Source organism: Marinomonas transparens (genome assembly GCF_016463975.1).
GTDB lineage: Bacteria > Pseudomonadota > Gammaproteobacteria > Pseudomonadales > Marinomonadaceae > Marinomonas > Marinomonas transparens.
In genome coordinates this window covers 82,321-108,516 of sequence record NZ_JAEMNX010000010.1, presented here as the reverse complement: position 1 = coordinate 108,516, position 26,196 = coordinate 82,321, and the positions used below count along the sequence as shown (strand labels likewise).

The window sequence follows — 26,196 nt, the reverse complement described above, 5'->3', positions numbered from 1 at the left end:
CCATGTCCTTGCATGCATTAGGAATGGCGCCACAATGACCGAAGACCAAAAAAAGAAACTCGAACAAAAACTCTGGAACATCGCCAACGAACTGCGCGGTAAAATGAACGCAGACGAATTCCGTGATTACTGCTTGGGCTTTATCTTCTACAAATACCTTTCCGAACGTTTAGTGAACGCCTGTAATGACATCCTAAAAGACGAAGACGGCAGTCCCACCTACCAAACTCTAGACGAAAATGACGATGCCACAAAAGACATTATTGAAGCGTTAAAAGATGAAGTTCTTGGCGGCCTCGGCTACTTTTTAAAACCCTCTGAACTGTTTAGTAACCTCGCTAAACGCGGCGCCCACACGGAAGAAACCGACAACAAAGAGCAAGATATCAAGGTGGATGACTTTATCCTTGGTGACCTACAAGAAGTACTGAACAACATAGAACGCTCTACAATGGGCACGGAAAGTGAAGACGACTTCGACCACCTGTTTGAAGAACTGGACCTCACTTCTAGCAAATTAGGTCGCGACCCAGATGCCCGTAATGCCCTGATCGCGAAAATCATGCTGCACCTAGACAGTATCGACTTTGCCATCAGCGACAGCGAAAGTGATGTACTGGGGGACGCTTACGAATACCTGATAGGCCAGTTCGCCGCCGGTGCTGGCAAAAAAGCCGGTGAATTTTATACACCACAAGCCGTGTCCACCGTATTGGCAAAACTGGTGACCCATCGCAAAAGCCGTTTAAAAAGCGTCTATGACCCAACCTGTGGGTCAGGCTCCTTGTTATTGCGGGTGGCCAAAGAAGTGGGCAAAGACAACATTGGTCATTTTTACGGCCAAGAAATGAACCGCACCACCTTTAACCTTGCCCGCATGAACATGATTCTTCACGGCGTGCATTATCGTAATTTTGATCTAAAACAAGAAGACACTTTAGAAAATCCACAGCACATAGACGAACGCTTTGACGCGATTGTCGCCAACCCGCCGTTTTCCGCCCAGTGGAGCGCGAAAAAGATCTTCGAAAGCGACGACCGCTTTGCCCAATACGGCAAACTGGCTCCCAGCTCGAAAGCCGATTTCGCCTTTGTACAACATATGTTGTATCAGCTCGACGACAACGGCACCCTCGCCGTGGTGTTACCCCACGGAGTGTTATTCCGTGGCGCTGCCGAAGGCCATATTCGTCGTTACCTGATCGAAGAACGCAACTGGTTAGATGCCGTGATCGGCTTGCCCGCCAACATCTTCTTTGGCACCAGCATTCCCACCTGCATCTTGGTGTTTAAAAAATGCCGCGAAAACCCAGACAATGTCTTGTTCATTGACGCCAGCCAAGGCTTTGACAAGGCGAAAAACCAAAACCTGCTCAAGCCTGAGCACATTGAAGACATTATCGCCGCCTACGACAACCGCCTAGAGATCGACAAATACGCCCACGTCGCACCGCTTTCAGAAATTGCTGACAACGACTACAACCTCAACATTCCCCGTTATGTGGATACCTTTGAAGAAGAAGCGCCCATCGACCTAGCTGCCGTCACCCAAGAGCTAAAACAGCTAGACAAGGACATGGCGGAACTGGACAAAACCATCCAAGGTTTTTGTGACGAACTGGGCATAGAGGCGCCGTTATGAAAACAGCGCAAAACACCGTGCCAGAACTGAGATTTCCAGAGTTTGGGGGGCGTTTTTGGGAAGGTAAAAGAATATTTTCTCTTGTCGAAAAAGTTAGCGATCCGGTTGCCGTAGATATTGATAGAGTTTATCGAGAGATTGGAATTCGGTCGCATGGAAAGGGGGTGTTCCATAAAGAGCCAATTCTAGGAAAAGCTTTAGGAGACAAAAGAGTATTTTGGGTAAATCCAAAAGCCTTTGTCATAAATATTGTTTTTGCATGGGAACAATCGGTAGCACTAACTTCTGAAGCTGAGCAAGGTTTTATTGCATCACATAGGTTTCTGATGCTTTTGCCTAAGAATGGGCAAACATGTCTAGAATTTATGCTGTATTTCTTTAAGCGAAAGCGAGGTAAATACCTCTTAGGGCTTGCTTCCCCAGGAGGTGCTGGGCGAAATAAAACGTTAGGTCAAAATGAGTTTCTTAATTTGACTGTCTTGTTTCCAGCTGTAGAAGAACAACAAAAAATCGCGTCTTTCCTTACCAGCATCGACGACAAGCTGACCAAGCTGTGCCGTAAACGCGAGTTGCTAAACGACTACAAGCGCGGCTTGATGCAACAACTCTTTTCTCAAACTCTTCGTTTTAAACAGGATGATGGTAGTGAATTTGCTGAGTGGGAGAGTGATGAATTTAGAGTAATAGCGAAGCGTGTGAGCGAATCCTATAATTCGTCTATTGAAACAGTTAAATATCCAGCTATTGAACTTGAGAGCCTAGATCAAGGTTCTGGTAAAATCCTTAATGTTTTTAATTCATTAGACCAAAAAAGCATCAAAACTTTATTTAAACAAGGGGATGTACTTTTTGGAAAACTACGTCCTTATCTAAATAAGTTTGCTAAGCCAAACTTTGATGGTGTGTGTTCATCTGAAATTTGGGTCTTGCGTGGTAAAAAGATCACGAATGATTTTTTATTTTTTGTGGTTCAAACAAGTCGTTTTCAAAAAATCGTTAATATTCAGTCTGGATCAAAGATGCCAAGAGCTGATTGGAATACAGTTGCAGATTCTGTGTTTCTATACCCTTGCCCAACCGAACAACAAAAAATCGCTGACTGCCTGTCGTCCTTTGATGCCAAGATAGACGCGGTGGCGCAGCAGATTAAGCAGCTAGAGACCTTCAAAAAAGGCCTGCTGCAAAAGATGTTTGTTTAACCCCCTCCCAGCCTCCCCCTTGGCAGGGGGAGGAGCAGGTTGGTTTGTTCCCTTCCACATTGGCAGGGGAGGAGCTGTCGGTTTGTTCCCTTCCACATTGGCAGGGAATGAGCAGCAGGTTGGTTTGTTCCCTCCCCTTGTGTCTTTGAAGGGGAGGGCTAGGGAGGGGGGGAATAGTTAATTAAGTAAACAAGAGGTAATGATGGAAAACGATATTCGGTGGATACAAAGATTTAATAACTTCCAGCGTTCCTTTAAGCAGTTGGAGATGGCGTTCACTATTATGGATGAACGTGAGTTGAACGAACTGGAAGAACAAGGCGTGATTCAGGCGTTTGAATACAACTATGAATTGGCTTGGAATGTGATTAAAGACTTTTATCAATACCAAGGTGTTACCGATATTCAAGGTAGCCGTGATGCATTCCGTTTGGCCGCTAAGCAAGGTTTAATAAACAACGGCGAAGTGTGGATGGACATGATCAAAAAACGTCAGTTAACGGTACACACTTACAACCGCGAAACCAGCCAAGAAATATTAGATGCCATTATTGATGATTACTACCACGCTTTCTCTACTTTAAAAGACGTGTTCACGGCTATCTTAAACAAGCAACAAGAAGAGACATAAAACACCATGATTAGGGAAGTATACGGGTTAAAATACGACGACTTTGAACGGATTCTTGCGGTGTTTTCCCGCTTCCCTGATATTGAGTCTGTGGTGCTTTATGGCTCCCGTGCGAAAGGCAATTATCGTGCAGGGTCTGACATAGACTTAACGATTTTTATCCAAGATGGCCGTGATGTGTTGTTTTCGGTTATGGAAGCATTAGATGATTTAGATCTTATCTATGGGTTTGATGTGTCGCTGTACAAACACATTGATAATGACAGCTTAAAAGACCACATCGAACGAGTCGGCATTGAAATCTACAACGCCGCTAAAAATGCGGTCATTGAACAAGAGGTTGAACAACAAACCCGCCAAGCAGAAACAGAAGAAGCCCACGGCCATGCGCCAATCGACAACTACGACCCCGCTCATACGCAATCCGAAGCGCAACTAGAAGAAAGCCTGATTTCTCGTTTAACTCATTTAGGTTATGAGCGAGTCAAGATTGGTAATGGTGATGAGTTACGCGCCAATTTAAAACGCCAGTTAGAAATTCACAACAATTTGGAATTAACCGACGCAGAATTTGCCTTTGTGCTAAATCATCTTGATAAGGGCAATGTGTTCCAGCGGGCAAAAACCTTGCGAGGTCGCTGTCTGGTTACTCGGGAAAATGGTCGTGATGTTTATGTGAAATTTTTAAACACGGATCATTGGTGCCAGAACGAATACCAAGTCACTAGCCAAATTACTCAACAGGGTAAGTATGAGAATCGCTACGATGTGACGTTATTGATTAATGGTTTGCCATTGGTGCAGATCGAATTAAAACGCCGTGGTGTGGAGCTGAAAGAAGCTTTTAATCAGATTAACCGTTACCAGCGTCATTCTTTTTGGTCGGAAAATGGTTTGTTCAATTACGCCCAGTTGTTTGTTATTTCCAATGGCGTGAACACCAAGTATTACGCAAATAACCGCGACCAAGATTTCAAGCAGACTTTCTTTTGGGCGGATAAAGATAATCATTTAGTCACTAAATTGGATGCGTTTGCCGATGCCTTTTTAGAAAAATGTCATGTCTCTAAAATGATCAGCAAATACATCGTTTTGCATGAGTCTGATAAGTTGTTGATGGTGCTGCGTCCTTATCAATATTACGCGGCGGAAGCGATTGTTGAGCGTGTCAAAGCGGGTCGTAAGAATGGCTATATTTGGCATACTACAGGCTCAGGGAAAACCTTAACCAGTTTTAAAGCCGCGCAATTGCTGTGTGATTTGCCTAAGGTCGATAAGGTCATGTTTGTGGTGGATCGGGCGGACTTGGATTATCAAACAACGCGGGAATTTAACCATTTTAGCGAAGGCTGTGTGGATGGAACCGACAATACCCGTGCGTTAGTCAAACAAATGGCAGGCTTGGGTAATAAGAGCAATAAGCTGATCGTTACCACCATTCAAAAACTCAATACTGCGATTACTCGTTCACGCCATGAAGTGGCAATGGAAGCGGTGAAAGATCAGCGAGTGATCTTTATTTTTGATGAGTGTCATCGTTCTCAGTTTGGTGATACCCATAAAAATATTAAGAAATTTTTCACCAAGGCGCAGATGTTTGGTTTTACAGGTACGCCGATTTTTGCAGAAAATGCCACAGCAAATGAAAACGGTAAACGTACCACTAAAGATTTGTTTGGTGAGCGTTTGCATCAATATGTGATTACTAATGCCATTGCCGATGAAAACGTACTTAAGTTTTCGATAGAGTACTGGGGAAAACTGAAGAAAAAAGACGGTTCTCTAGCCGATGAAAGCGTCACCAACATTAATACTAAAGCGTATTGGGAAGACGATAAGCGTGTGAATGATGTCGTGGATTGGGTGATCGCCAATCATGGACGTAAAACCCATAACAAACAGTTTTCTGCCATGATGTGCGTCAGCAGCAAAGAGGTGTTATTTAAGTATTACGATGCTTTTAAGCGTAAACGCCTTGCTGGTGAGCATGATTTGCGCGTGGTGACCATTTTTACCTATGGTGCGAATGAAGAAGATCAAGATGCTAATGGCTTAATTGGTGAGCCCGACTTTGATATTAAAACAGACAGCCCGAAAGCTCAGCACAGCCGTGAAAAGCTGGAATCTTATGTAGAAGATTATAATGCTCAATACCACACGAGCTTTTCGGTGAAAGACGGCCCGAGTTTTTATACCTATTACAAAGACATCGCCAAGCGCATGAAAGAGCGTGATAAGAAAAATTTTAAAGACGCAGATCGTGCCGATATTTTGCTGGTGGTAAACATGTTCCTGACAGGGTTTGACGCGAAAAAGCTTAATACCTTGTACGTGGATAAAAATCTTAAATATCACGGTTTGATTCAGGCGTTTTCTCGTACCAATCGCATTTTGGGGGATGTGAAGTCTCAGGGCAATATTGTTTGTTTCCGCAATTTAAAAGACAACACAGACGAAGCTATCAAATTGTTTTGTGATACCAATGCCAGTGAAGATGTGCTGATGGAGCCTTATGAGTTCTATGTGGAAGAATTTAATAAAGGCTTGGTTGATGTACTTAATTTGGCACAAACGCCAGAGGCTGTGAATGATTTGATTAGTGAAGATGCGCAATTGGCCTTTGTCCGTTCGTTCCGTCATATTGTGCGTCAGCTTAATAAATTGAACTCTTTTACCGATTTTGCATGGCAAGATTTAGCCATAGATAAGCAAACCTTTGAAGATTTTAAAAGTAAGTATTTGGACATTCATGATCGTACTCGTAAAGAAACCGATGAAGGCGCCTCCATTATTAACGAAGTGGATTTCGAGCTGGAACTGATTCAGCGGGACGAAGTGAATGTGGCGTATATCTTGATGCTACTTGGGGACATCCAAAGCAAGTATCAGCAGCAAGGCCGAAGTGTAGACATTGAAACGGCCACTCGAGATGTATTGAACATGCTAGGTAACGAGGTGCAGTTGCGCAGCAAACGGGAATTGATCGAAAAATTTGTCGCTGAATACATGCCCAACCTTGCGCCAGAACAAGATCTAACCGACACCTTTGGTGGGTTCTGGCAACAGCAAAAGCGCCAAGCGATCCATGCTTTGTGTGAAAAAGAGCAGATGGACAAAACGGCGTTTTACGGTCTGATAGACGAATACATTTTTACCGGCAAGCCGCCCTTGCGAGATCAGCTATTTTCCTTACTAGATTACAAACCTAAGCTGGCCGAACGTAAAAAAGTCTATGAGCGCATTATGGGGGAATTCAATGACATTATTGAAACCTATGAAGAAAATACTGGCTTAATCGAAGGGGTGGCGGAGCTGAACACAGACTACGACACGGCAACCTTGGCGAACCTTGCCCATTCCTTAGGCGACCGAGCACTGTTCTTTAGTGATCAGGTAGCGCGTGCTCGTTCTGTAGTGCCTGTTGCTGCTTTTACTCTGTACTTAGACACGCCCTATACCAAAGAATTGGCCACTTTGAACCAGTACCAACTGGGCAGCGATTTATTGGCTCATGGTGTTGTTAATGACGATATTTTAGCCCAATACTTGGGTGTTACTTTTCGTTTTCAATCCCTATTAGCTGAAGAGGGTGTGCCCTTTGTGGATGCGTCTTGTATCGCCGGAAATAATCCTGAATCGTCTGCGTTGTTTTGGTCGCTCAGTGAAGCACGGGAAGGCAGCACGGTTGTAGAATTTGTTCTGCAATATTGGGAAGCGGTAGCAAGCGTTGGTGTTGCCGGAGCAGGCGTATACAAGTTTATTTTAGATTACCCTAAATTGTCGGACGGCCTTAAGCGTATTAAAGCGGATATTAAGACCTTGTTACCGGAAGCCAAAGCGGAAAAGTCCTCGATGATCATCGTCGAGAATGTGGAGCAGGAGTTTAAGAAGTTGCTGGATGACAGAGAGTGATGTTGGCTTTGTCATTAGAATAAAAAAGGCTGCCGATACTACGACAGCCTTTTTTGTTGATCCGATCCACGCTTAGTCTTTATTCACCGCGCCTATTTTATGGATAGATAAGTCGGCACCGTTGAATTCTTCTTCTTGGCTTAGGCGTATTCCACTCATGGTTTTGACTGCGCCATAAACAATAAAGCCACTCCCTAATGCGATGACGATTCCGACAAAGGAGCCGATTAATTGTGATGTTAGGCTAACATTACCCAGCCCACCCAAAGACTCTAAACCAAAGATACCCGCTGCAATGCCACCCCATGTTCCGCAAATGCCATGCAATGGCCAGACGCCCAAAACGTCGTCCACGTTTTTGAACTTCTGTTGAATAAGAGTAAACAACCATGTGAATAAGGCGCCGGCGACTAGGCCTGTAGCTAAGGCGCCGATGGGATGCATGATGTCAGAGCCAGCACAAACCGCAACCAGACCCGCTAAAGGGCCGTTATGAATAAAGCCCGGGTCATTTTTTCCTAGGATCATGGCGGCAATAATACCGCCTACCATTGCCATTAATGAGTTGACGGCCACTAAGCCGCTGATGCCATCTAGCGTTTGTGCTGACATAACATTAAAGCCGAACCAACCAATGCAAAGTATCCATGCGCCTAATGCGAGGAAGGGAATGTTGGATGGCGCAAAAGCGACCAGTTTGCCGTTTCTGAAGCGACCATTACGAGTGCCTAATAAAAGAATAGCGGCAAGGGCAACCCAACCACCAAAACCATGTACCACGATAGAACCTGCGAAATCATGGAAAGGCGCACCATATTCTGCTTCTAGCCAAGCTTGGAAGCCATAGTTACCGTTCCAGATTAGGCCTTCTAGGAAAGGGTAAGCGACACCGACAATAACCGCTGCCGAAATCAGCATAGGGTAGAACTTAGCACGTTCTGCCACACCGCCAGAAATGATAGCAGGGATAGCGGCGGCAAAGGTCATCAGAAAGAAGAACTTAACTAATGAGTAACCGCTTTGCTCTGAAAGAACCGTAGCGCTTTCGAAGAAGTTAATGTCATAAGCAATTTGATAACCGACGAAAAAATACACCAGCGCTGAGATGGCAAAATCCGTCATGATTTTTACGAGGGCGTTAACTTGGTTTTTATTGCGTACGGTCCCCACTTCTAAAAACGCAAATCCCGCATGCATGGCAAATACCATGATGGCACCAAGAAGGATGAAAAAAGTATTTGAGCTGGAAACCAGCATTTCTACTGCACTGTTTGTGGCTGTCACGAAAAGCTCCTAGGTCATATGCACCGTATGGGTGCTCATTATTATTGTATTGCTCTTTTTTAGAACTGGATTAACGACAAATTAGTCGAAATATCTTGATCTTTATAAAAGAAAGCAATTTTTGTTCCATGTCTGCATTGTTTTGGTGCTTTATTTTTTGTTCGGGAATTGTTTCGCACCATGTTGGGGTATTCTTTCTGAGGTGTTGATGATCATTATTAAAGTGGAAGGTGAAAAGTAAGAAGGGGCTAATTAAGCACCTTAAACATTGAAAATGAAGTTGAGAATGAATACCATTGGCTTTAATGTATTTTATAAATTTGGAGCGTATTTTGGAGCATTCAGTGCAACAGCAAATAATTGAGTTTTTGCAGGTTGGTGGTCCCGTTGTTTGGATCCTGATGGTGTTCTCTGTGGTCGCTTTAACGATTGTCTTGTTAAAGTTATGGCAGCTGTCTTCTTTGCGTGCGGAAAGCCGTAAAACAGTAGATGAGGCTTTGTCTGCGTGGCGTTTGAACGATAGTGAAAAGGCGCTAGCCCTATTAGATGAAAAACGTCCTGTTGATTCTCTTGTGGGTTTTTCGATTCGTTCTTTATTATTAGCAAATGTTGCTTTGCCGTTAGTGCGCGAGGAAGTAGAGCGACTTGCGATGAATCGGTTGCATCAGCTTCGTGCCTATTTTCGCCCGCTGGAAATTATTGCTACCTTGAGTCCATTACTGGGCTTGCTCGGTACGGTATTGGGTATGATAACTGCCTTTCAGCAAATGGAAGGGGCCGGTAATCAGGTAGACCCTTCCGTATTATCTGGTGGTATTTGGCAGGCGCTCCTTACAACCGCGGTAGGGTTGGCTGTTGCTATTCCTGTGGTGAGCTTACATAGCTGGTTAGAGCGCAAGGTGGATCGTATTGCTCACAATATTAATGATGCGGTGACACAAGTTTTTACGAATCAACACTCTATTTCTAGATTTGAAACCACAACTAAAGTGTCTGAAGAAGCAAGCGAACAGGTCGAGAAATCGGCGGTGAAGACGCCAAAAACAAAAGAGGCTGTTCATGCCGCTTAATCTCAGTCAGCCAAAGCGTAAGCAGGGGATTAGCCTGACACCGCTGATTGACGTTGTGTTTATTCTGTTGCTTTTCTTTATGCTGACGTCCAGTTTTGTGCCTTGGCGAACGGTTGATACCCCTTTATCCGTTTCTTCTGAACCGATGTTGACGCCAGACGAAAATGATGTGGTGATGCTGACCTTGAAAGCAAATGATGGGCAAGTTTGGGTAACCGGCGAAGCTCATTCTTTATCCGATACGACTTGGTTTCAAGCTTTGATTGTTGATCATGCAAAAGGCACTTTCGCGGTACAAGCCGAAGAGGGTGTGAACCTACAAAGCTTGATGAGTCTGGCGGATCGTTTGAAGGAAAATGGCGCACAAACCGTGTCTATTGCGAATGCTTTCACGACAGAGAAGGCGAAATGAAAATAGATCAAAAGTTCGCTGCAAAAATCAAAAACGATGAAGACAACATGGTGCCACTCATTAATGTTGTTTTTTTAATGTTGGTATTTTTTATGGTGGCAGGCCAGATCCGCAAAGCCGATCCTATTCCTGTTATTCCTCCTACGTCTATTAATGAAAATCGTCCCGTGTCTGACCCTAATGTATTGATCGTTGTGGGCACTGATCGCAGTATTTATGTGGACGATAATCTGATTACTTTGAACGAAGTGAAACCCTATCTAGAGCAAGCCTTTGAAACAGCATTGGATAAAGACGCGTTTTGGGTGCAGATCAAGGGAGATGGCTTGTTACCTGTTGAAGAGCTACGACCGATTTTTAGTGAAATTCGTTTGTCTGGCCTGACGAAAGTCAGCCTTGCGACTCAGTTACAACGAGGGCAAGAATGATATCCAAACGACATTGGATTCTTGCTAGTACTTTAGCGGTTTCTGTTCATGCTGCGGCATTTTATGCTGTTTTTTATAGCCCATCAAAAGGTGGTCAAGCGGCGGGCCAACAAGGCATTGAGTTTGACCTTGGCATGATGGGCGACATGGGCGTTGCAGAGCAAACAACGTCATCTCAAGAAGAAATAAAAGAGGTAGAAGAGCCACTGGAAGAAGTGGTTGAAGAAACACCGCCAGAGCCAATCGTTGAGTCAGAGCCAATTGTTGAGCCTGAACCAATTATTGAACCAGAACCAATTGTTGAGCCTGAGCCAATCGTTGAACTAGAACCTATCGTTGAGCCAGAACCTATCGTTGAGCCAGAACCTATCGTTGAACCAGAGCCGGTCGTGGTGAAGCAAGAGTCTGCGATTGTCGTGCCGAAGAAAAAAGCGCCGAAGCCAATACCTAAAGAAAAGCCGAAGGAAAAACCTAAAAAGGAACCAGAGCCTAAGGTAGAAGAAAAAGCGCCTGAACCAAAGGTGGTCAAAGCGCCGGTTAAAAAAGTAGCTCCTCCTTCGGCTGCCAATCAAAAAGTGACGACGGGTACGGCCAATGCACAAAATAATGGTGGAAATGAAGGCGCCAAAGTCGATTATTTCAGTAAGTTAGCTGCTGTATTAGCGAGTAAAAAGCGTTATCCGAGAGCGTCACGTCGTCGTGGTGAAGAAGGCGTTGTAACGCTCTATTTTGTTGTTTATGCGAATGGCTCGGTTTCTGATGTCGCAATTCGTAAAACGTCAGGGTCAAAGCGTTTGGATCGGGCGGTGCTGGATATGATAAAAAAAGCGACGCCTTTACCTCGATTCTCTAAAGAGATGACGGAAAGTCAGCTGAGCGTTACTTTACCTGTGTCGTTTAAGCTTAGCGATTTATAAACGCAGTTATGAAAAGAGACAACGACGCAACTGGATTATTTGAACGTTGCGCCGTCTTTTATTCAGTTATTGCCTTCTATCGGGTGTTTCTTCCGCAGCCGCTCTTCAGATAACGCTTTTTCAGGTTGCTCTTCGTGAGACGCTTGCTTAGGTAAGAGTAGCCAAACCTTACCAAATTGCTTTAGTTGTCCGGCGTGAAAGCGTGCTTCTTCCCCAATACCTTGATACCAATCTATATGTCCGGGGCCTTTAATGGCGCCCCCCTTATCTTGGGCAAGCAGCAAACGAAACTCGTGGCCTATCAGGTTGCCCGTTTCATCTAGCTTGGGGACTTCCGTTAGCAGTATGGCGCCTAAAGGAATAATGCTGGGGTCGACCGCTGCGGAATACAAGGGGGTTAATGGTACGTTGGCTGCGCCGACGGGGTCGCTGAGCCCTTCACTAAAAAACAAATAACTAGGGTTAGTCGAGAGAATTTCTCGTACGCGGTCAGGGTGATCTTTCAGCCATTGCCGAATGCTTTGGGCGGATATATCAGCGCGGTCAATTTCCTCACGCTCTATCAGTTCTTTGCCGAGGCTGCGATAAGCATGTCCGTTGACCCCGCCCCAAGAGAGTAGCTCGCGCTGACCGTCTTCAAATTCCACCATGCCTGAGCCTTGAACATGTAGAAAGAAGTTGTCCACTAGGCTGGCAGAATAGGCAATCTCTAAACCTTGTCCATCTAATGCGCCTTCAAAGTCAATGGCTTCTCGGCTAGGGTATTGGCCCTTTTCATCGGGTTGTGAGGGTTTGCGGTATAAGGGGTATTTGTAGGTATCATCTGCGTTATGTCGAACGGATAACACAGGCACGTAGTAACCGGTTATCTGTACATTACCTCTGTTATCTTGTCCTGCGAGTTGATGGGCCACCAGCTCAGGTTGTTGAGAGGGATTATTTAGCCAGTCAGTTAGGTTTTCAATGGCAGATTTGAGCTCTGCTACGCTGACCTGAGTTTCTTCCAGCTGGTAACTTCTTTCGGTAGGTAGCCTATTTAAATATTTAATCTGTTCTTCTAACCCCGTTTTGAAACTGTCATCTGGGTAGGGCAGCCAAGGGATTAGGCTTTCTTTGAGATAGAGCGTATCTCGTTTGAAAGCACTGATATCACGGCCATTGTTGGTAAAATCGTTGGAATGATCAACTTCCATTTGGCTACACCCCACCAGTAATACAAAGGTGGTGATACTGAACGGTCGGAGTGCAGAGAGGCAGATATTTTTAGTGGGTAACAAACGGGGTAAGTGGAAAGTCATAAATTCTAATTCTATATAATGAGACAGCGTGGAAGGTTTCGACCACGTTTAATCAAGAGGGTTCATATTGAGTGTTAGGACTTTCTAAATCAACGCCTTAAAAAGATAGCCATACAAATGGTAAGAGAAAACAGTTAGAAAATTAGGTACTCGTAGGCCTGCCGTAATCCAATAAAGGTTTCCTTATCGCCACCCCGATCAGGGTGATGCTGTTGTGCTAGTTTACGATAATGTTGTTTGATTGCTGTTTTACTTGGACTTGGTTCTGCTATTTGTAGGGTTTTAAGGGCGGCTTCCCTGTCACCTTTTAAATCAATGCCTCGATAGAAGCTGTTTAACAGGCGGGAGACTTCCTCTTCATCGGTTTTTTCGTATTCAGTCCAATCTAGGTAGTAGGCGGCGAGTTTTGCGTCTACGCTATCATTGAGTTCTGTGCTCTCAGATAAATGGACCTGTTCTGTTAGGAGCAATTTAATATGCAGAGCACTAATAGAAAGCATGATGCTCTCTTCTTGCCACAGGCTGGCTTGTAGTTGGTAAAGAGCATTCATGATAAAAAAGTGCTGACGGAACAGTTGTAAGTTAGCGTCGTCAGCCAATTCATTTAGCTCAGGTAGTTGAACTTTTAACTTCTTAAGCATATCAAACTCGCTAATCCCACAGGGGTTGTCTTTTAAAATAGCGAGAATGGGGCTAATTAAAGGATTTCGCATGCCTAGCTCATTAGGGTGAAAAGTAAAGTAATTACAGTGTATGTTACGAAATCGAAAAGCGCCAAAATTGAGGTGGGAATCTTGTTGATGATGGATAACGTAAGGGTAAAAACATGTTGTGGGTTGCTTTAATTATTATTGCCCTTGGTCTGATTGTCGGCCCAAGTATGTGGGTGAAGTTTACCCTGAAACGCTATACCACAGAGCGTAAAGACTTACCCGGTTCTGGGGGTGAGCTTGCTAAACACTTGGTTAAGCGTTTTGAACTTGATGCCGTTAAAGTTGAAACTACGCAAGAAGGCCATGATCATTTTGATTTTGTACAGCATGCAGTGCGTTTAAGCCCGAGTGTGTTTAATGGTCGCTCGCTGACGGCGGTTGCTGTGGCGGCTCATGAAATAGGGCACGCGATTGCTCATGAAAAGCAGCAACCTATTTCGAAATTAAGCACGCGCTATTTGCCTTTTGCTCATGTTGCTCGACGTATTACCGCAGGCTTATTAGTAGGATGGCCGCTAATTTCTGTGATATTGCATTTGCCTTATGCAGTGGCATTACACGCGATGGTCGTGGGCTTATCTGGTTTGTTAGCTGTATTTGTTCAACTGGTCATGCTGCCAGAAGAGTGGGACGCCAGTTTCAACAAAGCGCTGCCTATTTTAGCGCAAGGGAATTACATACCTGAGCAGGATCTACCTAAAGTGAAACGCATTTTGACGGCCTGTGCGATGACCTATGTGTCGGCTGCACTGTTACAAGTACTTTTTGTTTGGCGTTGGTTTAAACGCTGACTTTTGAGTTTGGCTGACATTAAGCGGAAGCTAAAACACCCGTATGAATTGACTTCATGCGGGTGTTTTTTTATTGCTCGAGTGTGTCTTAAACTGTGTTTAGCGTTGCTTAGTTTCAAATTCAGGATGAATCCAAACGGGCGCTTCTAGGCTTGGTAATGCTTCTTTACCCAGAATCATGTCCGCTGCTTTTTCGGCGACCATGATGGTCGGTGCATTCAAGTTACCATTGGTGATAGTAGGGAAAATGGATGAATCTACCACTCGAAGGTTTTCTATGCCACGTACTTGGCAGGCTTCGTTCAATACAGCCATAGGGTCCTTGTCGTCGCCCATTTTGCAAGTACAAGACGGGTGGTAAGCGCTTTCTACATTTTCCTTTACCCATTGGTCGATTTCTTCATCGCTCTGAATATTCAGTCCGGGCTGAATTTCATCACCACGGTAAGCGTCCAATGGGGATTGTTGCAGTACTTCACGGGTCAGTCGAATGGTATCCCGCCAGTCTTGTTTATCTTGTTCTGTTGAAATGTAATTGAACAGGATACGAGGCTTGGCTGTTGGGTCAGCGGACTCGATCCATAACTTGCCACGGCTTTCTGGCTTGTTTGGTCCAACATGCACTTGGAAGCCATGTCCGTCTACGGCGGCTTGGCCATCATAACGCATGGCCGCTGGTAGGAAGTGGTATTGAATGTTTGGCCATTTCAAACCCGCACGGGAACGAATAAAGCCGCAGGATTCAAAGTGGTTGGTGGCACCTAAGCCATCTTTGAATAAGATCCAGCGAGTCCCTATTAGGCCCTTACTAATCAAGCCTAGCTTGCCATTAAGAGTGACTGGTTCCTTACAGTGGTACTGGAAATAGACTTCCAAATGATCCTGTAAGTTCTCACCAACACCTGGTAGCTCATGAACCAGTGGGACGCCAGCTTTCTCTAGGACGTCTTTCGGGCCAACCCCTGACAATTGCAATAATTGCGGAGAGCCAACGGAACCAGCGGAAAGAATAACTTCTTTACTGGCATTGGCTTGGCTAATTTGACCATTTTTACTGAATTCTATGCCAACGGCTTTTTTACCTTCTGTTTCTGAGTCCGCAAATATGACCTTATGACTCAGCACCCCGGTTTTTAGCGTCAGGTTAGGGCGTTGCATCGCACGACGTAGATAGGCATTAGACGTGGAAGCGCGCACACCATTTTTAACCGTCATATGCATGGGGCCAAAACCTTCTTGACGAAAGCCATTGTAGTCGTCGGTTTTTCCGTATCCTGCTTTGTTGCCTGCATCAATAAAGGCTTGATACAAGGGGTTATAGGTCATATCGTTGCCGTTATTGGTCGTTAATGGGCCATTTCCGCCACGATAGAGGTCTGCACCGCCTTTCCAAGATTCTGCTTTTTTGAAGTAAGGCAGGCAGCTTTGGTAGTTCCAACCTTTGGCGCCGTTTTCTTCCCATTGATCAAAATCACAGGCGTGGCCACGAACGTATACCATGCCGTTAATAGAAGAAGAGCCACCTAAAACTTTGCCGCGAGGGCAATGCATTTCACGATTATCCAGCGCAGGTTCTTTGTCGGTATGAAATTGCCAAGCGTATTTTTCTGTGTTCATTGGGTAAGACAGGGCGGTCGGCATTTGGATAAAAATACTTTTATCCGAACCGCCCATTTCTAATAGGAGAACGGTATTTTCGCCGCTTTGTGTGAGTCGATCTGCCAGTACACAGCCCGCAGAGCCCGCACCCACGATAATGTAATCGTATATTTGATTTGCCATGCTTGCCTCTTAATAAGGGTTTTGAACGTCGTTTAGATCGACAAAAACGCTCTTGTTTTGAGTGTAGTGGTATAAGGTATCTATGCCATTTTCACGACCAATACCAGACTCTTTATAACCACCCACTGGCATTTCCGCTGGAGAGGAGCCCCATGCGTTGATCCAGCAAATACCAGCCTGCATTTGGTTGATAACTCGGTGAGCACGGGCGAAGTCTTTGGTAAAGACGCCTGCGGCCAAGCCAAACTTGGTATCGTTAGCACGTTTGATGACTTCGTCTTCGTCGGTGAAGCTTAGAACAGACATCACAGGGCCGAAGATTTCTTCTTGTACCTGAGGCATATCGTCGGTGCAATTAGTGAAGACAGTTGGCGCGACGAATGCGCCTTTGTCTAAACCGTTTTCGGTGACTTGGTAACCGCCACAAAGTAAGGTGGCACCGGCGTCTTTTGCCGCTTGGATATAACCGAGTACTTTTTGCATGTGGTCTTTCGAAATGAGTGCGCCAACTTGTGTGTCCATGTCCATTGGATCGCCCACTATCATGGCTTCGGTGCGAGTTTTCAATTCTTTGGTGAAAGCGTCCATCATGTCGGCGTGTACGAAAACTCGTGTCCCGTTAGTGCAAACTTCTCCTTGAGTGTAGAAGTTCGCTAGCATGGCGCCAGAGACGGCTTGATCAACAGGCATGTCCGGGAAGATGATCATGGGTGATTTACCCCCCAACTCCATGGTGACTTCTTTTAAGGATTGTGCAGAAGCTGACATGACTTTTTTACCTGTACCGACTTCACCGGTGAAGGACACTTTATCAATTTCAGGGTGGTTGGTGATCATCTGTCCGGTACGCCCATCCCCTTGGATGACGTTGAACACGCCATCCGGTAAGCCCGCTTGAGTGTAGATTTCGGCCAATTTTAGTGCCGATAAGGGGGTTTCTTCCGATGGTTTAAAAATCATTGCGTTGCCAGCAGCAAGCGCTGGGCCTGATTTCCACATGGCGATTTGAATCGGGTAGTTCCATGCGCCAATACCTGCGCAAATACCGAGTGGCTCGCGGCGAGTGTAGAAAAAATTGCCATTGCCAAGGTCCTGGTATTCGCCTTGAATTTTGTCTGTTAGGCCTGCGTAATATTCGATCACGTCTGCGCCTGTTTCGATATCAACACAAATCGCTTCTTGAATCGGTTTGCCGCAGTCTTGTACTTCTAATTTTGCTAATTCTTCGTTGTGCTCACGAAGTAACTCAGCCGCTTTTTTTAGAATACGACCACGTTCAACAGGGCTCATTGCAGCCCACATTTTTTGGCCTTGTTTCGCTGATTCAACGGCGGCATCGAGTTCTGCTTGGCCTGCGTGTTCAACTGTGGCAATCACTTCCCCAGTGGCAGGATTAATGCTTTCAAAGTGTTCTCCGCTGGTAGATGCATGGTAGCGGCCGTGGATGTATTGCTGCTTATGTGCCATGGGTAAACCTCTCTTAATTGTATGTATGGTGAGCGTCGGCTGGATAGACGTTTGCAGTCTTCGTCATTTGTATTTTTTATTAAACGCTCGTTTAATAAAAATAATTGTACACTTTTTGGCTATACATTGCAGCCCGCTCTTATTTTCGTTACTAACAATAGTCGCTAAATGGCGTAATAAATTGTGTTTATAGGTTAATTGGAAATTATTTTAAATGGATCGGGAGACAAAAAAACGCTCCCTGTCTAGTCGATTAAACAGGGAGCGTTCTTGATAAGATAGGTTAAATACTGATGACGCAATTGGTTTCATGACTGATTGGGCTATGGACATAAGCATCTGCCATGTCGTCATTTAGCCATTGTTTACCATCGATGACATAACGAAATTGATAGCTGTTATCGACTTCTAAACTGAGCGTCGAGGCAAAAACACCTGATTTTTGTTTGCGCATTGGGTTAGCGGAAGCATCCCAATTGTTAAAGTCGCCAACGACTGCAATTTTATTCGCGCTACCAACGATGTCCGAAGATAAAGCGAATTTCACTTTGCATTCTGGTTTGGTTTTTAAATATTTTTTCTCAATCATTTCCAGCTCCTGTGTCCATTGTCGAGGTGAAAGGTTAGTGAATAATTGGTTGGTTTATTAGCGCATTATCCCAAAGGACAATTCCTTGCTTTGAAAGCAAGTCCTGCGCCATACATAGCAAGTGATTAATTTATTAGGTTTTTTTTCTATTGCCCTCAAAACTCTTCACAAGTGCTGCATTTTCTAAGAGCAAACCATCATGCTTTGCTCTTTTAGTGTAGAAAAGAACCCGATCTATGTCATGGTTTGGTGCAATTTAAGCAAAAATAAGCTCGTTTTATTCCTTGTCGTACTAAACTAAACATGTAGCAGAGAAAACAGGAGGTAAGGGTATGAGCATACAAATGGCTGTTCTTCTTATTTTGTTCTTAGCGCTGATTGGTAAGATTATCTATTTGATCACAGTTAAAAATAAGAAAAAAAAAGACCCATCTCATCATCCACATAATCATCATGGCTTACATTAGTGCCGTTGCTGAGTTGTTGCTAAGGATGCATGAAAATTCAAAAGGCATGGCGATGATTTCCATGCCTTTTTTCTATTTTCTTTTTCTGTTTAGGTCTGAGAGGCTACAGCGTATTGACCCTATTGTGTCCGCGATAGCGTTTGTTTTTCGCTTCTTTGATGGCGTTTAGATCCACTAATACTAGCCCATCGACACAATAACCAAAGTCGGCATCGACTCCAAAGTCTAAGAAACGAACGCCACCTTGTTCACACAGTTCACTGTACTGCTTGTACAGCGTCGGCACGCTAGCACCAAAATGGCTAAGTTGTTCTTTTAAAATCTTAAAGTCGTCTTCGTAATTATCCCCAGTAAATATGTTTGAGATAATGTCTCTATGTTCCGGGTTGACCTGATACGGTGTGAAAGAGCGAGCCAAATGTTCTTTGTCTGCAAAGTACAGCTGGTAGAAGGAGACAATAAAGTCTTTTGCTACCTGTGGGTAACTGTTACTCAAACTGACGGGGCCAAACATGTAGCGGATGTCTGGGTGTCTATCTAGGTAAGCGCCAATGCCATACCAGAGATAATCCAAGCTACGTTTACCCCAGTATTTAGGCTGTATAAAGCTGCGACCTAATTCGATACCTTGTTCAAAATAAGGTTCCATATCGCAGGAGTAGCGGAACAGTTCGGCACTGTAGATTTTATTCTTGCTGTCGTCACGCATATAGCGAGCAACTTCCCCAATCCGGTAGGAACCGACAATTTCTAGCTCTTCTTCATCCCACAATACTAGGTGGCGATAATGTTGATCGAACTTATCTAGATCAGAACGCTCTCCTGTCCCTTCGCCGACTTTTCGAAAAGCGATTTCGCGCAGGCGACCGATTTCTTTCATGGTGACAGAGCTTTGATCGTAATCGAATAAGTAAATCTGTTTGTTGTCTTTGGTGCTGCCAAGGTGTTCAGATTGCTTTAACTCATTACGAATTAACTGGCGATTCTGTGGGTGTTCAATGGTTTTTTCTGTTTTGAGCAAAGGCTTTTTCCCCTTTGCAATACGGTACAGATGACGCTTTACCAATTTGTTTTTTTCTTTGTCGCTCAATGGCAACTTGGCTAATTCTTGAATTGGAATAGCCTGACCAACTTGCATGGGGATTTTACGGTTTTTTTGGCGGAACATTTCGTTAGCAAGTTGAATGGTAGAAAGTGGGCGGTATACGATGGAGCTGGTGTAAAACAACATGGAATTGCGGCCGCCAATGTGCACTGGTAATAGTGGGCTATTAGTCTTTTGTGCCAATTTTAAATAGTTATGATTCCAGCGTTGGTCTTTTACACCGCTTGGCGACATACGAGACACTTCACCCGCAGGGAAAATAATCACCGCTTCTTCATTATGTAGGCAATTCATAATGGCTTTTAATTGTTGGCGTCCTGTCCTGCCCCCCATATTGTCTACGGGTAAAACCAAGTTTTTCAAGCCATCGAAGCCCATTAATAAATCGTTACCGACTATTTTTACATCGGGACGGATTTCACCCACTAAGCGCAGCAAAGCTAAGCCATCTAAAGCACCAAGAGGATGATTCGCAATGATCATCATACGACCACTGGCTGGAATATTACGACGGTCAACCTGACTCACCTGATAGCCAAAATTGAAATGGTCCAGTACTCGGTCAATAAATTCGAAGCCGACACAGTCGTCGTTCTTTTCCAGGAAGTGGTTAACCTCACTTTCGTGGAATAAGCGTTTTAACACGCTCAACGTAGGACGAGTTATTAGTGGGCTCTTGTCGAAAAATTGAGGCGATTTACTGGCAATCAATTGCTCTACTTGTATCACAGTGGTGCTCCGTTTGGGGTCATAATCTCTTTGCTTATAACACTCAGATTAGAACGGATATGTGACAACTAGGTGACGGTTGTATGGCGAAATGATGACCAATTGTCATAAATGAAAAAGATACACTGAGGATTATAGGGAAGGTAAAGGTAGTTTAGATGTATCGGCTAAACTCATTTTTGTGCTGTTGGCTTATTCGATTTTTAACAACCCGGCAGCAGTTGTCTTGAACCCACAGTCTTGATAGAAACTCTGCACATGTGGCTCATAATCTACATGAAACCAAGCAACAGAAAACAACAGGTTGAGTTCCACTATTTGTTACGGAGTGATTAGCGGAATACGAAATGTTGTTTTTATTCACGGTATTCATTAAACCTAGTCTTGTTAATGACTGACTATCCATGGTCTCACTATAAGTAAAAGTTTGTCTAGCAAGGCAGGCCCACCTTGCTATTCTGCGCCATTCTCTATTGGAACCAATAGAAATTTACTTGTAGAGCCTGCGTGCCGAGCTTTTTTGTAGGGTTCATATTCTTTAGAATGATAAAACCCTAGGGCAACTTCTTTTGATGGGAATTCTACGACGACTGAAAACTGAGGTTTTTCATCCCCTTCAAGCAATTCAATGTTGTCGGTTCTTGTTAGGTATCGCCCTCCGAGATCTAAGACCATAGGAGTCACTTCTTTTGTGTATGCTTCAATCCATGAGGGATCAGTAATGTTCGTTTCTATAATGGCTAATACTGTCATTTTATAACCCTGCAACATTATTTTTTATTTGATACTAGAGGAATTCTTAACTTTTCACTAGCGTAAGAAAACATCCGTGTAACGTTCCGGATAGGCGATTCAAATTAGGCTTTCTTTAACCGGCTTTCGTGGGCTCGGCACGGCAGGCACAGTAGGGTAGCCCATGCGAAACGCAAAGGTAGTTTGCCAAGCGGCCCCACCCGCGAGTAGAGACAAGTGTTGTTCTGCACTATTGGCTTGGCCTAACTGCTTTTGCCTATCTACCCATTCCACTGGTTGATTCATTGGGTGCATGGATAGGCCCGCAACGGTTGCCATGAGATGCAGGCGTTGCCATAGGCGACCGACGGTTAGGTTTTCCGCTTTGCTATAACGATGGCGGATTGAAATCAGTCCAATGGCAGCGGCGGTCGCTAAATGAGACTCCTTTGTGGCAGTGGCCCATATGCGGTGGCCTTCTAACGGTGTGGGATCGGGAAATATTTTTGCTAGCACTCGAATCATTGGGGAAAGCCCTGCGCCATCGAGCGTCGGGCCATCGCGATGGGTTTGAATGGCTTTGTCTGTGGTTCTCAACCAACGGGTGCTGTCCATCACCATTTCTTCATCTTGCACTATGGCTTGTGTTGCTTTGTTCATTAGGAGATCGATAGATTGCCGCGCTTTGCCATGCTCGAAAATATCCAGTCGGCAGGCGTGGGCTTGGCACTCAGTGGCAAACGCCTGAATCATGTCATCCGGAATACTTTTTGTGACATCGTAAGGGTTGCGATCAGTATGGCGGTGCGCAATGGCTTGATACAGCGAAGTATTCTCGGCAATGCCCTGGGTGAATGAGACGGTCGCAATTTTGTCTATGCCCTCTGTGATAGGGTGCTCTGCCAATGCTCCTTGGATCACCTCGACCTGAGAATCATAGCCATGGGCTTTGGCTGCTAACGTCATGTTTTCAATGGCGCAGCCAAGGCCTATTTGCATCTCCCGGCGAAATGGGTCAAAGCTGCCCAGATGTCTACGCCTGTCTGCAAATATTTCGATGGAATCCTGATGGACTTTAAATAGCCAAGGCTGAGTGTTGTGGGGATTTGCAGCTAATATCGCCATTTGCACCGTGACCAGAGGAAAACTCAGAGGGTCTGTTTTCCACGATTTCCATGGCTGGTAAGCAGGGCCATCAAAGGGAGAAAACATATCTTCTTCGACAGCGCGATAAACAAGGCCGCCCGATACCGCAACGGCTATGCCTCCAGTAACCTTAAGGCTGCTTTTGAGCAGCTTTCTACGAGTTAAATTTTTTGTCTGATTTTCCATGGTGTTTTCCTTTTGTGTTGGTATTCATTAATTTATTTGTCACTTATCGGTGACTTTTAGAGCAAAAAAAACCAAACGCTAAAGTAGCGAATGGCATATTTTTTTCATCATATTGGTTAGGCGTTGCCAGCCATCTTCTTCGCTAATATCAATGCCATTAAACACACGGATACTGGTACTTCTTGCTGCTAGGTAATTGGTACAGGCTGAAAACAGAGTCATGAGTGCTTCGATATCTATTTGGCTGTCGGCGGTGGCTTTATCGTCGTACCAAACCCACTCAAATAACTTGGCACCAGACTTTTCTCTGACCTTTTCCAAATGCATTGTTAGTTCGTTTCTTTCCACCATTTCCCAAGCCAAAATTTGCAAGGTAAGGGGCCGACGACGAATCCCTGCGGCGTAGTTATCGACGATCTGGCTAAGCTGGTCGCTCAAAGAGCGTTGTTTAAACTCGGCTAAATCCTCACCCAGCAATTCCTCGGTCGAAGGCCAAAAATCACCCTGACGTGCATAGGCATCAATTAACCCAGATAAGCCATCAAAATAGCGATAGATAAGTACTTTATCTAGGTTGGCTTCACGGGCAATGGCATTAACGCCAAGTTTCTTAAAGCCGTCTCTAGCTAACACACGCCCTGCGGCTTCCACTAAACGCTGTTCGGTTTCTTTTCTGTCTCTGGCCATTGCATCTAGACTCTGTATGTTTTTTTAAGGTCTTTGTCACTAAGTAGTGACAAATTAGTCACCAAATGGTGACTTGTCAACATAAATCTTTCCATAAAAATGTGCATCCTTTTGCAGGGAGTCACGTCTCTCTATGTGAACCAACAACATATAGGAAGGCTATACTATGAAAACTGATGAAAATAAAAACGCTACATGCTGTGCCGATGATCAGCATTGTTCATGTCGCTGTGACAATACTCATTGTTGTGCGGATAATGATTGCTGCCAGCGCTGTGAATGTGATTGTGGGCAAGAAAAATCGTCCTGCTGTTAACCCATTTGACTGGGGGTCTCATGGAGACCCCTAGTCATTCTAGGTGTCTATATGATTGAGATAATTTGGCAGGAGTTTCATCGAAAACTTCTCAACTTCATTACTACTAAAGTGAATGATAGGTCTATCGCTGAAGACATACTTCAAGAGGTCTTTGTTCAGGTGATTAAAAACATTGATACCTTGGAAGATCACACAAAACTGCAGCCATGGCTGTATCAGATATGTCGAAATAAAATTATTGATTACTATCGCAGCAGAAAATTACCGTTTGAGTATACAGACGTTGCTGAAACCTTAATCACGGATATTGAACCTGAGCAGCAAGCGTTTGAGCTGCATGTTTGCATTCGGGTGTTAATTTCTGATTTACCCACAAGCGTTAGCTCAATACTGTTAGCCAGTGAGCTAGATGCCATAAAACAGAAAGAGATTGCAGAACATGAAGGTTTGAGTTTATCAGCGGTAAAATCACGTTTGAGGCGAGGTCGAGTACTGTTAAAGAAAAAGCTTTTAGCCTGCTGCCGCATTGAGTTCATTGATGGCAGAGCCGATACCCAATGTAAGAGTGAGTGTGGCTGCCAAGTGGTGGGATAAGAAAACAACCTCATAGTGCTATCCGCTAACGTATGCTGGAGCAGAGGGCTTTATTTTGCTACCGATTAACCCCCTCCCAGTGAGTTAGGCGAGAGACTCTAGTGCTTTGTTCAAGGGATGAAAGAGGTGCTTGGGGTCGGCTTTGGTTAAAGACACTGTGTCACAGTTTTGGAAATGACAGAATGGGGTCATGGCCTCAACAAATGCGGCAATGATCAACTCTTGGTCAAAGTTGTGTTGTTCTAAATGCAGTGATTTGATTTCTAAATGACGGTCTTTCCTATGGGCTTTGCAATCCATGCGTCCAATGAATGCATCACGGTAAAGCAGCGGCAAGCTAAAGTAACCATACTGTCGTTTGGCGGCCGGCACATAACATTCTATTTGATAGTCGAATTGAAACAGATTTCTGAGTCGCTCCCGTTGGATAACACTGTTGTCGAATGGTGAAAGAATCAGCAGACGATTATTCGAACGGGGCATAGGGCGCTCAAGCGCACCTGTTTCTAGGAAGAATTGCTCGCCATTGGTTACTTGAACTTCTTCTAACATACCTTGTGTTAACCTTTCGTTGAGCAAGGTTTTCATGGTTTTTCGTAGCTCTGTATTGCGGCGCAAATAGGTTAGCCCTTTCAGTGAAACCAAGCCATGGCAGCGTAATTGTTGATCCAGCAGATGGGTGGCAAACTCTTCCACGCTGGGCATGGTTGAGTTGATTTGAGAGGGCAATACTCGCTCGGTGAGATCATACATTTTTTGGAAACCTTCGCGGCGGCTGACTATTAGGTCACCTTGCATGTACAACTGTTCGAGCGCCTTTTTGGCTGGTTTCCAATCCCACCAACCAGCACCTTTTATGGTTTTCGTTTCTATGTCTCGGGAGCGCAATGGTCCCTCTGTTTTGATGCGTGCTAAGAGTTCGGCCATGAGCTTGTGGTCAGGGTTTTTATACCAATGAATTTGACCGCTTTTAAGGGCGTGTTTGTAAGGTAAGGAAAAGCGAAAATCATCGATGGGCAAAAACGCCGCTGCGTGTGACCAGTACTCAAAAATATCGCCATCTAACAGCATTTTGTTCATCATCTCGGGTTTGAAATTCGGCACCCTAGAGTGAAGTGTATGATGGTGCGCTCGCTCGACCACAGAAATGGTATCGATCTGCACGTAACCTATATGATTAATGGCTTTTTTAGCCCCCAATAACCCCGCCCCAAAAGGTTGTACCTGTAATAGCCCTTGTGCTGCTAGGGCAAGACGACGTAAACGCATCAACTCTTTTGGGTGCTTCATTTTAATCATGATGATCCTTGTGCAACTAATTTAGCCGTTTTTATTTTTATCTCGAGACCTTTTCACGACTACTGTGCTCGTCAACACTTTGTTAAAAATAGACTCAAAATGCTCATTTATAACCCATAAACTCCGCTTTTTCGTCTATTTTTGCCTCGTTTTGGCTTCGCTCGTGACTTCGTGCAAAGGTCTTATCTCGATAGAATAAGAGGTGTTTTATTCCGCGACCTTATCAAGTGAGGTGAGCTTTAACGTTACTCTGATGGTCTTTATTCATTACAATGCATGCATAGATTAAATCGAAGAGCGACAAATGGACACCCTGCTAAATTTACTGAGCGAATACGGTCATCTTTCCTACCCTGTCATATTTATGTACTGCGCCATGAAAAGTGGTGCTCTCCCTTTGTTTGCAGGAATGGCGGCGCAGTATGGCTACTTGGATATCTCACTGGTTATTTTAGTGGTGTTTTGTGGCGGTTATTTGGGCGATGAGCTGCGTTTTCACTTGGTACGAAAATATGGCGATGACTTTGTGAACTCACGCCCCAGATTCGCTCGGTTAGCGGCGGCAGCTAAAAAACTCTTAGATCGCTATGGCTTAGCGTATATGTTTATTTACCGCTATCCCAAAGGCATGCGACTATTGGCGCTTTACCTGTCGCACTTACTGACATTAGATGGCGTAAATTCACCTTGCTTAATGCGTCATCAGCCGCATTGTGGGCAGCGCTATTAGTGGGGGTTGGCTATCTTTTTGGCCGCACATTAGAAAACCTCATTAACGAACAGTGGAGCAGGGTAAG

Annotated in this window: 24 protein-coding genes; 13 read left to right on the top strand and 11 right to left on the bottom strand. The window is 44.6% G+C overall.

Features of this window, described 5'->3' with window-relative positions:
- The first annotated feature begins 34 nt into the window (after positions 1-34).
- The 4 genes from I8J31_RS10275 (at position 35) to I8J31_RS10260 (ending at position 7,384) form a co-directional block, all read left to right on the top strand.
- A complete protein-coding gene (locus I8J31_RS10275; RefSeq protein WP_199468437.1) occupies positions 35-1,642 on the top strand; it encodes a type I restriction-modification system subunit M in 1,608 nt (535 codons plus the stop codon).
- Complete coding sequence (locus tag I8J31_RS10270) at positions 1,639-2,841, top strand: restriction endonuclease subunit S (RefSeq protein ID WP_199468435.1); 1,203 nt, start codon at positions 1,639-1,641, stop codon at positions 2,839-2,841. The genes I8J31_RS10275 and I8J31_RS10270 overlap by 4 nt, the downstream gene beginning before the upstream one ends.
- A 202-nt stretch (positions 2,842-3,043) precedes the next feature.
- A complete protein-coding gene (locus I8J31_RS10265; protein WP_199468433.1) occupies positions 3,044-3,472 on the top strand; it encodes a nucleotidyltransferase substrate binding protein in 429 nt (142 codons plus the stop codon).
- 6 nt (positions 3,473-3,478) lie between these two features.
- Positions 3,479-7,384 (top strand): type I restriction endonuclease subunit R, EcoR124 family, encoded by a 3,906-nt coding sequence (locus I8J31_RS10260; RefSeq protein ID WP_199468431.1) that lies wholly within the window; start codon positions 3,479-3,481, stop codon positions 7,382-7,384.
- A 72-nt stretch (positions 7,385-7,456) separates the two neighbouring features.
- On the opposite strand, the gene I8J31_RS10255 is transcribed toward I8J31_RS10260, so the two are convergent.
- Positions 7,457-8,668 carry an ammonium transporter gene (locus I8J31_RS10255; protein WP_199468430.1) on the bottom strand — a complete coding sequence of 404 codons (1,212 nt, stop codon included), beginning with the start codon at positions 8,666-8,668 and terminating at the stop codon, positions 7,457-7,459.
- A gap of 344 nt (positions 8,669-9,012) precedes the next feature.
- On the opposite strand from I8J31_RS10255, the gene I8J31_RS10250 reads away from it, so the two are divergent.
- The 4 genes from I8J31_RS10250 to I8J31_RS21275 are packed head-to-tail and all read left to right on the top strand — an operon-like array spanning position 9,013 to position 11,495.
- Positions 9,013-9,738 (top strand): MotA/TolQ/ExbB proton channel family protein, encoded by a 726-nt coding sequence (locus tag I8J31_RS10250; protein ID WP_325101194.1) that lies wholly within the window; start codon positions 9,013-9,015, stop codon positions 9,736-9,738.
- Positions 9,728-10,150 carry an ExbD/TolR family protein gene (locus tag I8J31_RS10245; protein WP_199468428.1) on the top strand — a complete coding sequence of 141 codons (423 nt, stop codon included), beginning with the start codon at positions 9,728-9,730 and terminating at the stop codon, positions 10,148-10,150. Before I8J31_RS10250 ends, I8J31_RS10245 begins: the two co-directional genes overlap by 11 nt.
- Positions 10,147-10,578, top strand: a complete 432-nt coding sequence (locus I8J31_RS10240) for an ExbD/TolR family protein (protein ID WP_199468427.1) — start codon at positions 10,147-10,149, stop codon at positions 10,576-10,578. Before I8J31_RS10245 ends, I8J31_RS10240 begins: the two co-directional genes overlap by 4 nt.
- Positions 10,575-11,495 carry an energy transducer TonB gene (locus I8J31_RS21275; RefSeq protein WP_199468426.1) on the top strand — a complete coding sequence of 307 codons (921 nt, stop codon included), beginning with the start codon at positions 10,575-10,577 and terminating at the stop codon, positions 11,493-11,495. The genes I8J31_RS10240 and I8J31_RS21275 overlap by 4 nt, the downstream gene beginning before the upstream one ends.
- 62 nt (positions 11,496-11,557) lie before the next feature.
- Here the strand turns inward: I8J31_RS21275 and mltA are convergent, their stop codons facing one another.
- Together mltA and I8J31_RS10225 are read right to left on the bottom strand one after the other, a co-directional pair.
- Positions 11,558-12,688 (bottom strand): murein transglycosylase A, encoded by a 1,131-nt coding sequence (gene mltA / locus I8J31_RS10230; protein ID WP_233402694.1) that lies wholly within the window; start codon positions 12,686-12,688, stop codon positions 11,558-11,560.
- 239 nt (positions 12,689-12,927) lie between these two features.
- Entirely contained in the window at positions 12,928-13,506 is a 579-nt protein-coding gene (locus tag I8J31_RS10225) for a DNA-J related domain-containing protein (RefSeq protein WP_199468423.1), read from the bottom strand.
- Positions 13,507-13,619: 113 nt separating this feature from the next.
- Here I8J31_RS10225 and I8J31_RS10220 point away from each other — a divergent pair, with 113 nt between their 5' ends.
- Complete coding sequence (locus I8J31_RS10220; protein ID WP_199468422.1) at positions 13,620-14,297, top strand: zinc metallopeptidase; 678 nt, start codon at positions 13,620-13,622, stop codon at positions 14,295-14,297.
- A 99-nt stretch (positions 14,298-14,396) separates the two neighbouring features.
- Here the strand turns inward: I8J31_RS10220 and betA are convergent, their stop codons facing one another.
- The 3 genes from betA to I8J31_RS10205 all read right to left on the bottom strand — a co-directional run bounded on the left by betA (position 14,397) and on the right by I8J31_RS10205 (position 18,135).
- Positions 14,397-16,079: a choline dehydrogenase gene (gene betA, locus I8J31_RS10215; protein ID WP_199468420.1), complete on the bottom strand. Its 1,683-nt coding sequence runs from the start codon at positions 16,077-16,079 to the stop codon at positions 14,397-14,399.
- Positions 16,080-16,088: 9 nt separating this feature from the next.
- Complete coding sequence (gene betB / locus I8J31_RS10210; RefSeq protein WP_199468417.1) at positions 16,089-17,546, bottom strand: betaine-aldehyde dehydrogenase; 1,458 nt, start codon at positions 17,544-17,546, stop codon at positions 16,089-16,091.
- A gap of 283 nt (positions 17,547-17,829) precedes the next feature.
- Entirely contained in the window at positions 17,830-18,135 is a 306-nt protein-coding gene (locus tag I8J31_RS10205) for an isoamylase early set domain-containing protein (protein WP_199468416.1), read from the bottom strand.
- Between the two features lie 332 nt (positions 18,136-18,467).
- Between I8J31_RS10205 and I8J31_RS21010 the strand changes: the two genes are divergently transcribed.
- Positions 18,468-18,602, top strand: a complete 135-nt coding sequence (locus tag I8J31_RS21010; protein WP_267905889.1) for a hypothetical protein — start codon at positions 18,468-18,470, stop codon at positions 18,600-18,602.
- A gap of 103 nt (positions 18,603-18,705) precedes the next feature.
- Here the strand turns inward: I8J31_RS21010 and olsF are convergent, their stop codons facing one another.
- The 4 genes from olsF to I8J31_RS10185 all read right to left on the bottom strand — a co-directional run bounded on the left by olsF (position 18,706) and on the right by I8J31_RS10185 (position 23,187).
- Positions 18,706-20,436, bottom strand: coding sequence for a bifunctional ornithine lipid synthase OlsF (gene olsF / locus I8J31_RS10200; protein WP_199468414.1), 1,731 nt, complete (start codon positions 20,434-20,436; stop codon positions 18,706-18,708).
- A 453-nt stretch (positions 20,437-20,889) separates the two neighbouring features.
- A complete protein-coding gene (locus I8J31_RS10195; RefSeq protein WP_199468413.1) occupies positions 20,890-21,189 on the bottom strand; it encodes a DUF1330 domain-containing protein in 300 nt (99 codons plus the stop codon).
- A gap of 99 nt (positions 21,190-21,288) precedes the next feature.
- The gene (locus I8J31_RS10190) at positions 21,289-22,500 is read right to left on the bottom strand and encodes an Acg family FMN-binding oxidoreductase (RefSeq protein ID WP_199468412.1); all 1,212 of its coding nucleotides are present in this window, start codon (positions 22,498-22,500) and stop codon (positions 21,289-21,291) included.
- Positions 22,501-22,578: 78 nt separating this feature from the next.
- Positions 22,579-23,187: a TetR/AcrR family transcriptional regulator gene (locus I8J31_RS10185; protein ID WP_199468411.1), complete on the bottom strand. Its 609-nt coding sequence runs from the start codon at positions 23,185-23,187 to the stop codon at positions 22,579-22,581.
- A gap of 176 nt (positions 23,188-23,363) precedes the next feature.
- Between I8J31_RS10185 and I8J31_RS10180 the strand changes: the two genes are divergently transcribed.
- Together I8J31_RS10180 and I8J31_RS10175 are read left to right on the top strand one after the other, a co-directional pair.
- Positions 23,364-23,537: a hypothetical protein gene (locus I8J31_RS10180; RefSeq protein WP_199468410.1), complete on the top strand. Its 174-nt coding sequence runs from the start codon at positions 23,364-23,366 to the stop codon at positions 23,535-23,537.
- A 17-nt stretch (positions 23,538-23,554) separates the two neighbouring features.
- Positions 23,555-24,100 (top strand): sigma-70 family RNA polymerase sigma factor, encoded by a 546-nt coding sequence (locus I8J31_RS10175; protein ID WP_199468409.1) that lies wholly within the window; start codon positions 23,555-23,557, stop codon positions 24,098-24,100.
- A gap of 84 nt (positions 24,101-24,184) precedes the next feature.
- Here I8J31_RS10175 and I8J31_RS10170 read toward each other — a convergent pair whose 3' ends face one another.
- A complete protein-coding gene (locus I8J31_RS10170; protein ID WP_199468408.1) occupies positions 24,185-25,399 on the bottom strand; it encodes a winged helix-turn-helix domain-containing protein in 1,215 nt (404 codons plus the stop codon).
- Positions 25,400-25,703: 304 nt separating this feature from the next.
- On the opposite strand from I8J31_RS10170, the gene I8J31_RS10165 reads away from it, so the two are divergent.
- Entirely contained in the window at positions 25,704-26,129 is a 426-nt protein-coding gene (locus I8J31_RS10165) for a DedA family protein (protein ID WP_199468406.1), read from the top strand.
- Positions 26,130-26,196 lie beyond the last annotated feature (67 nt).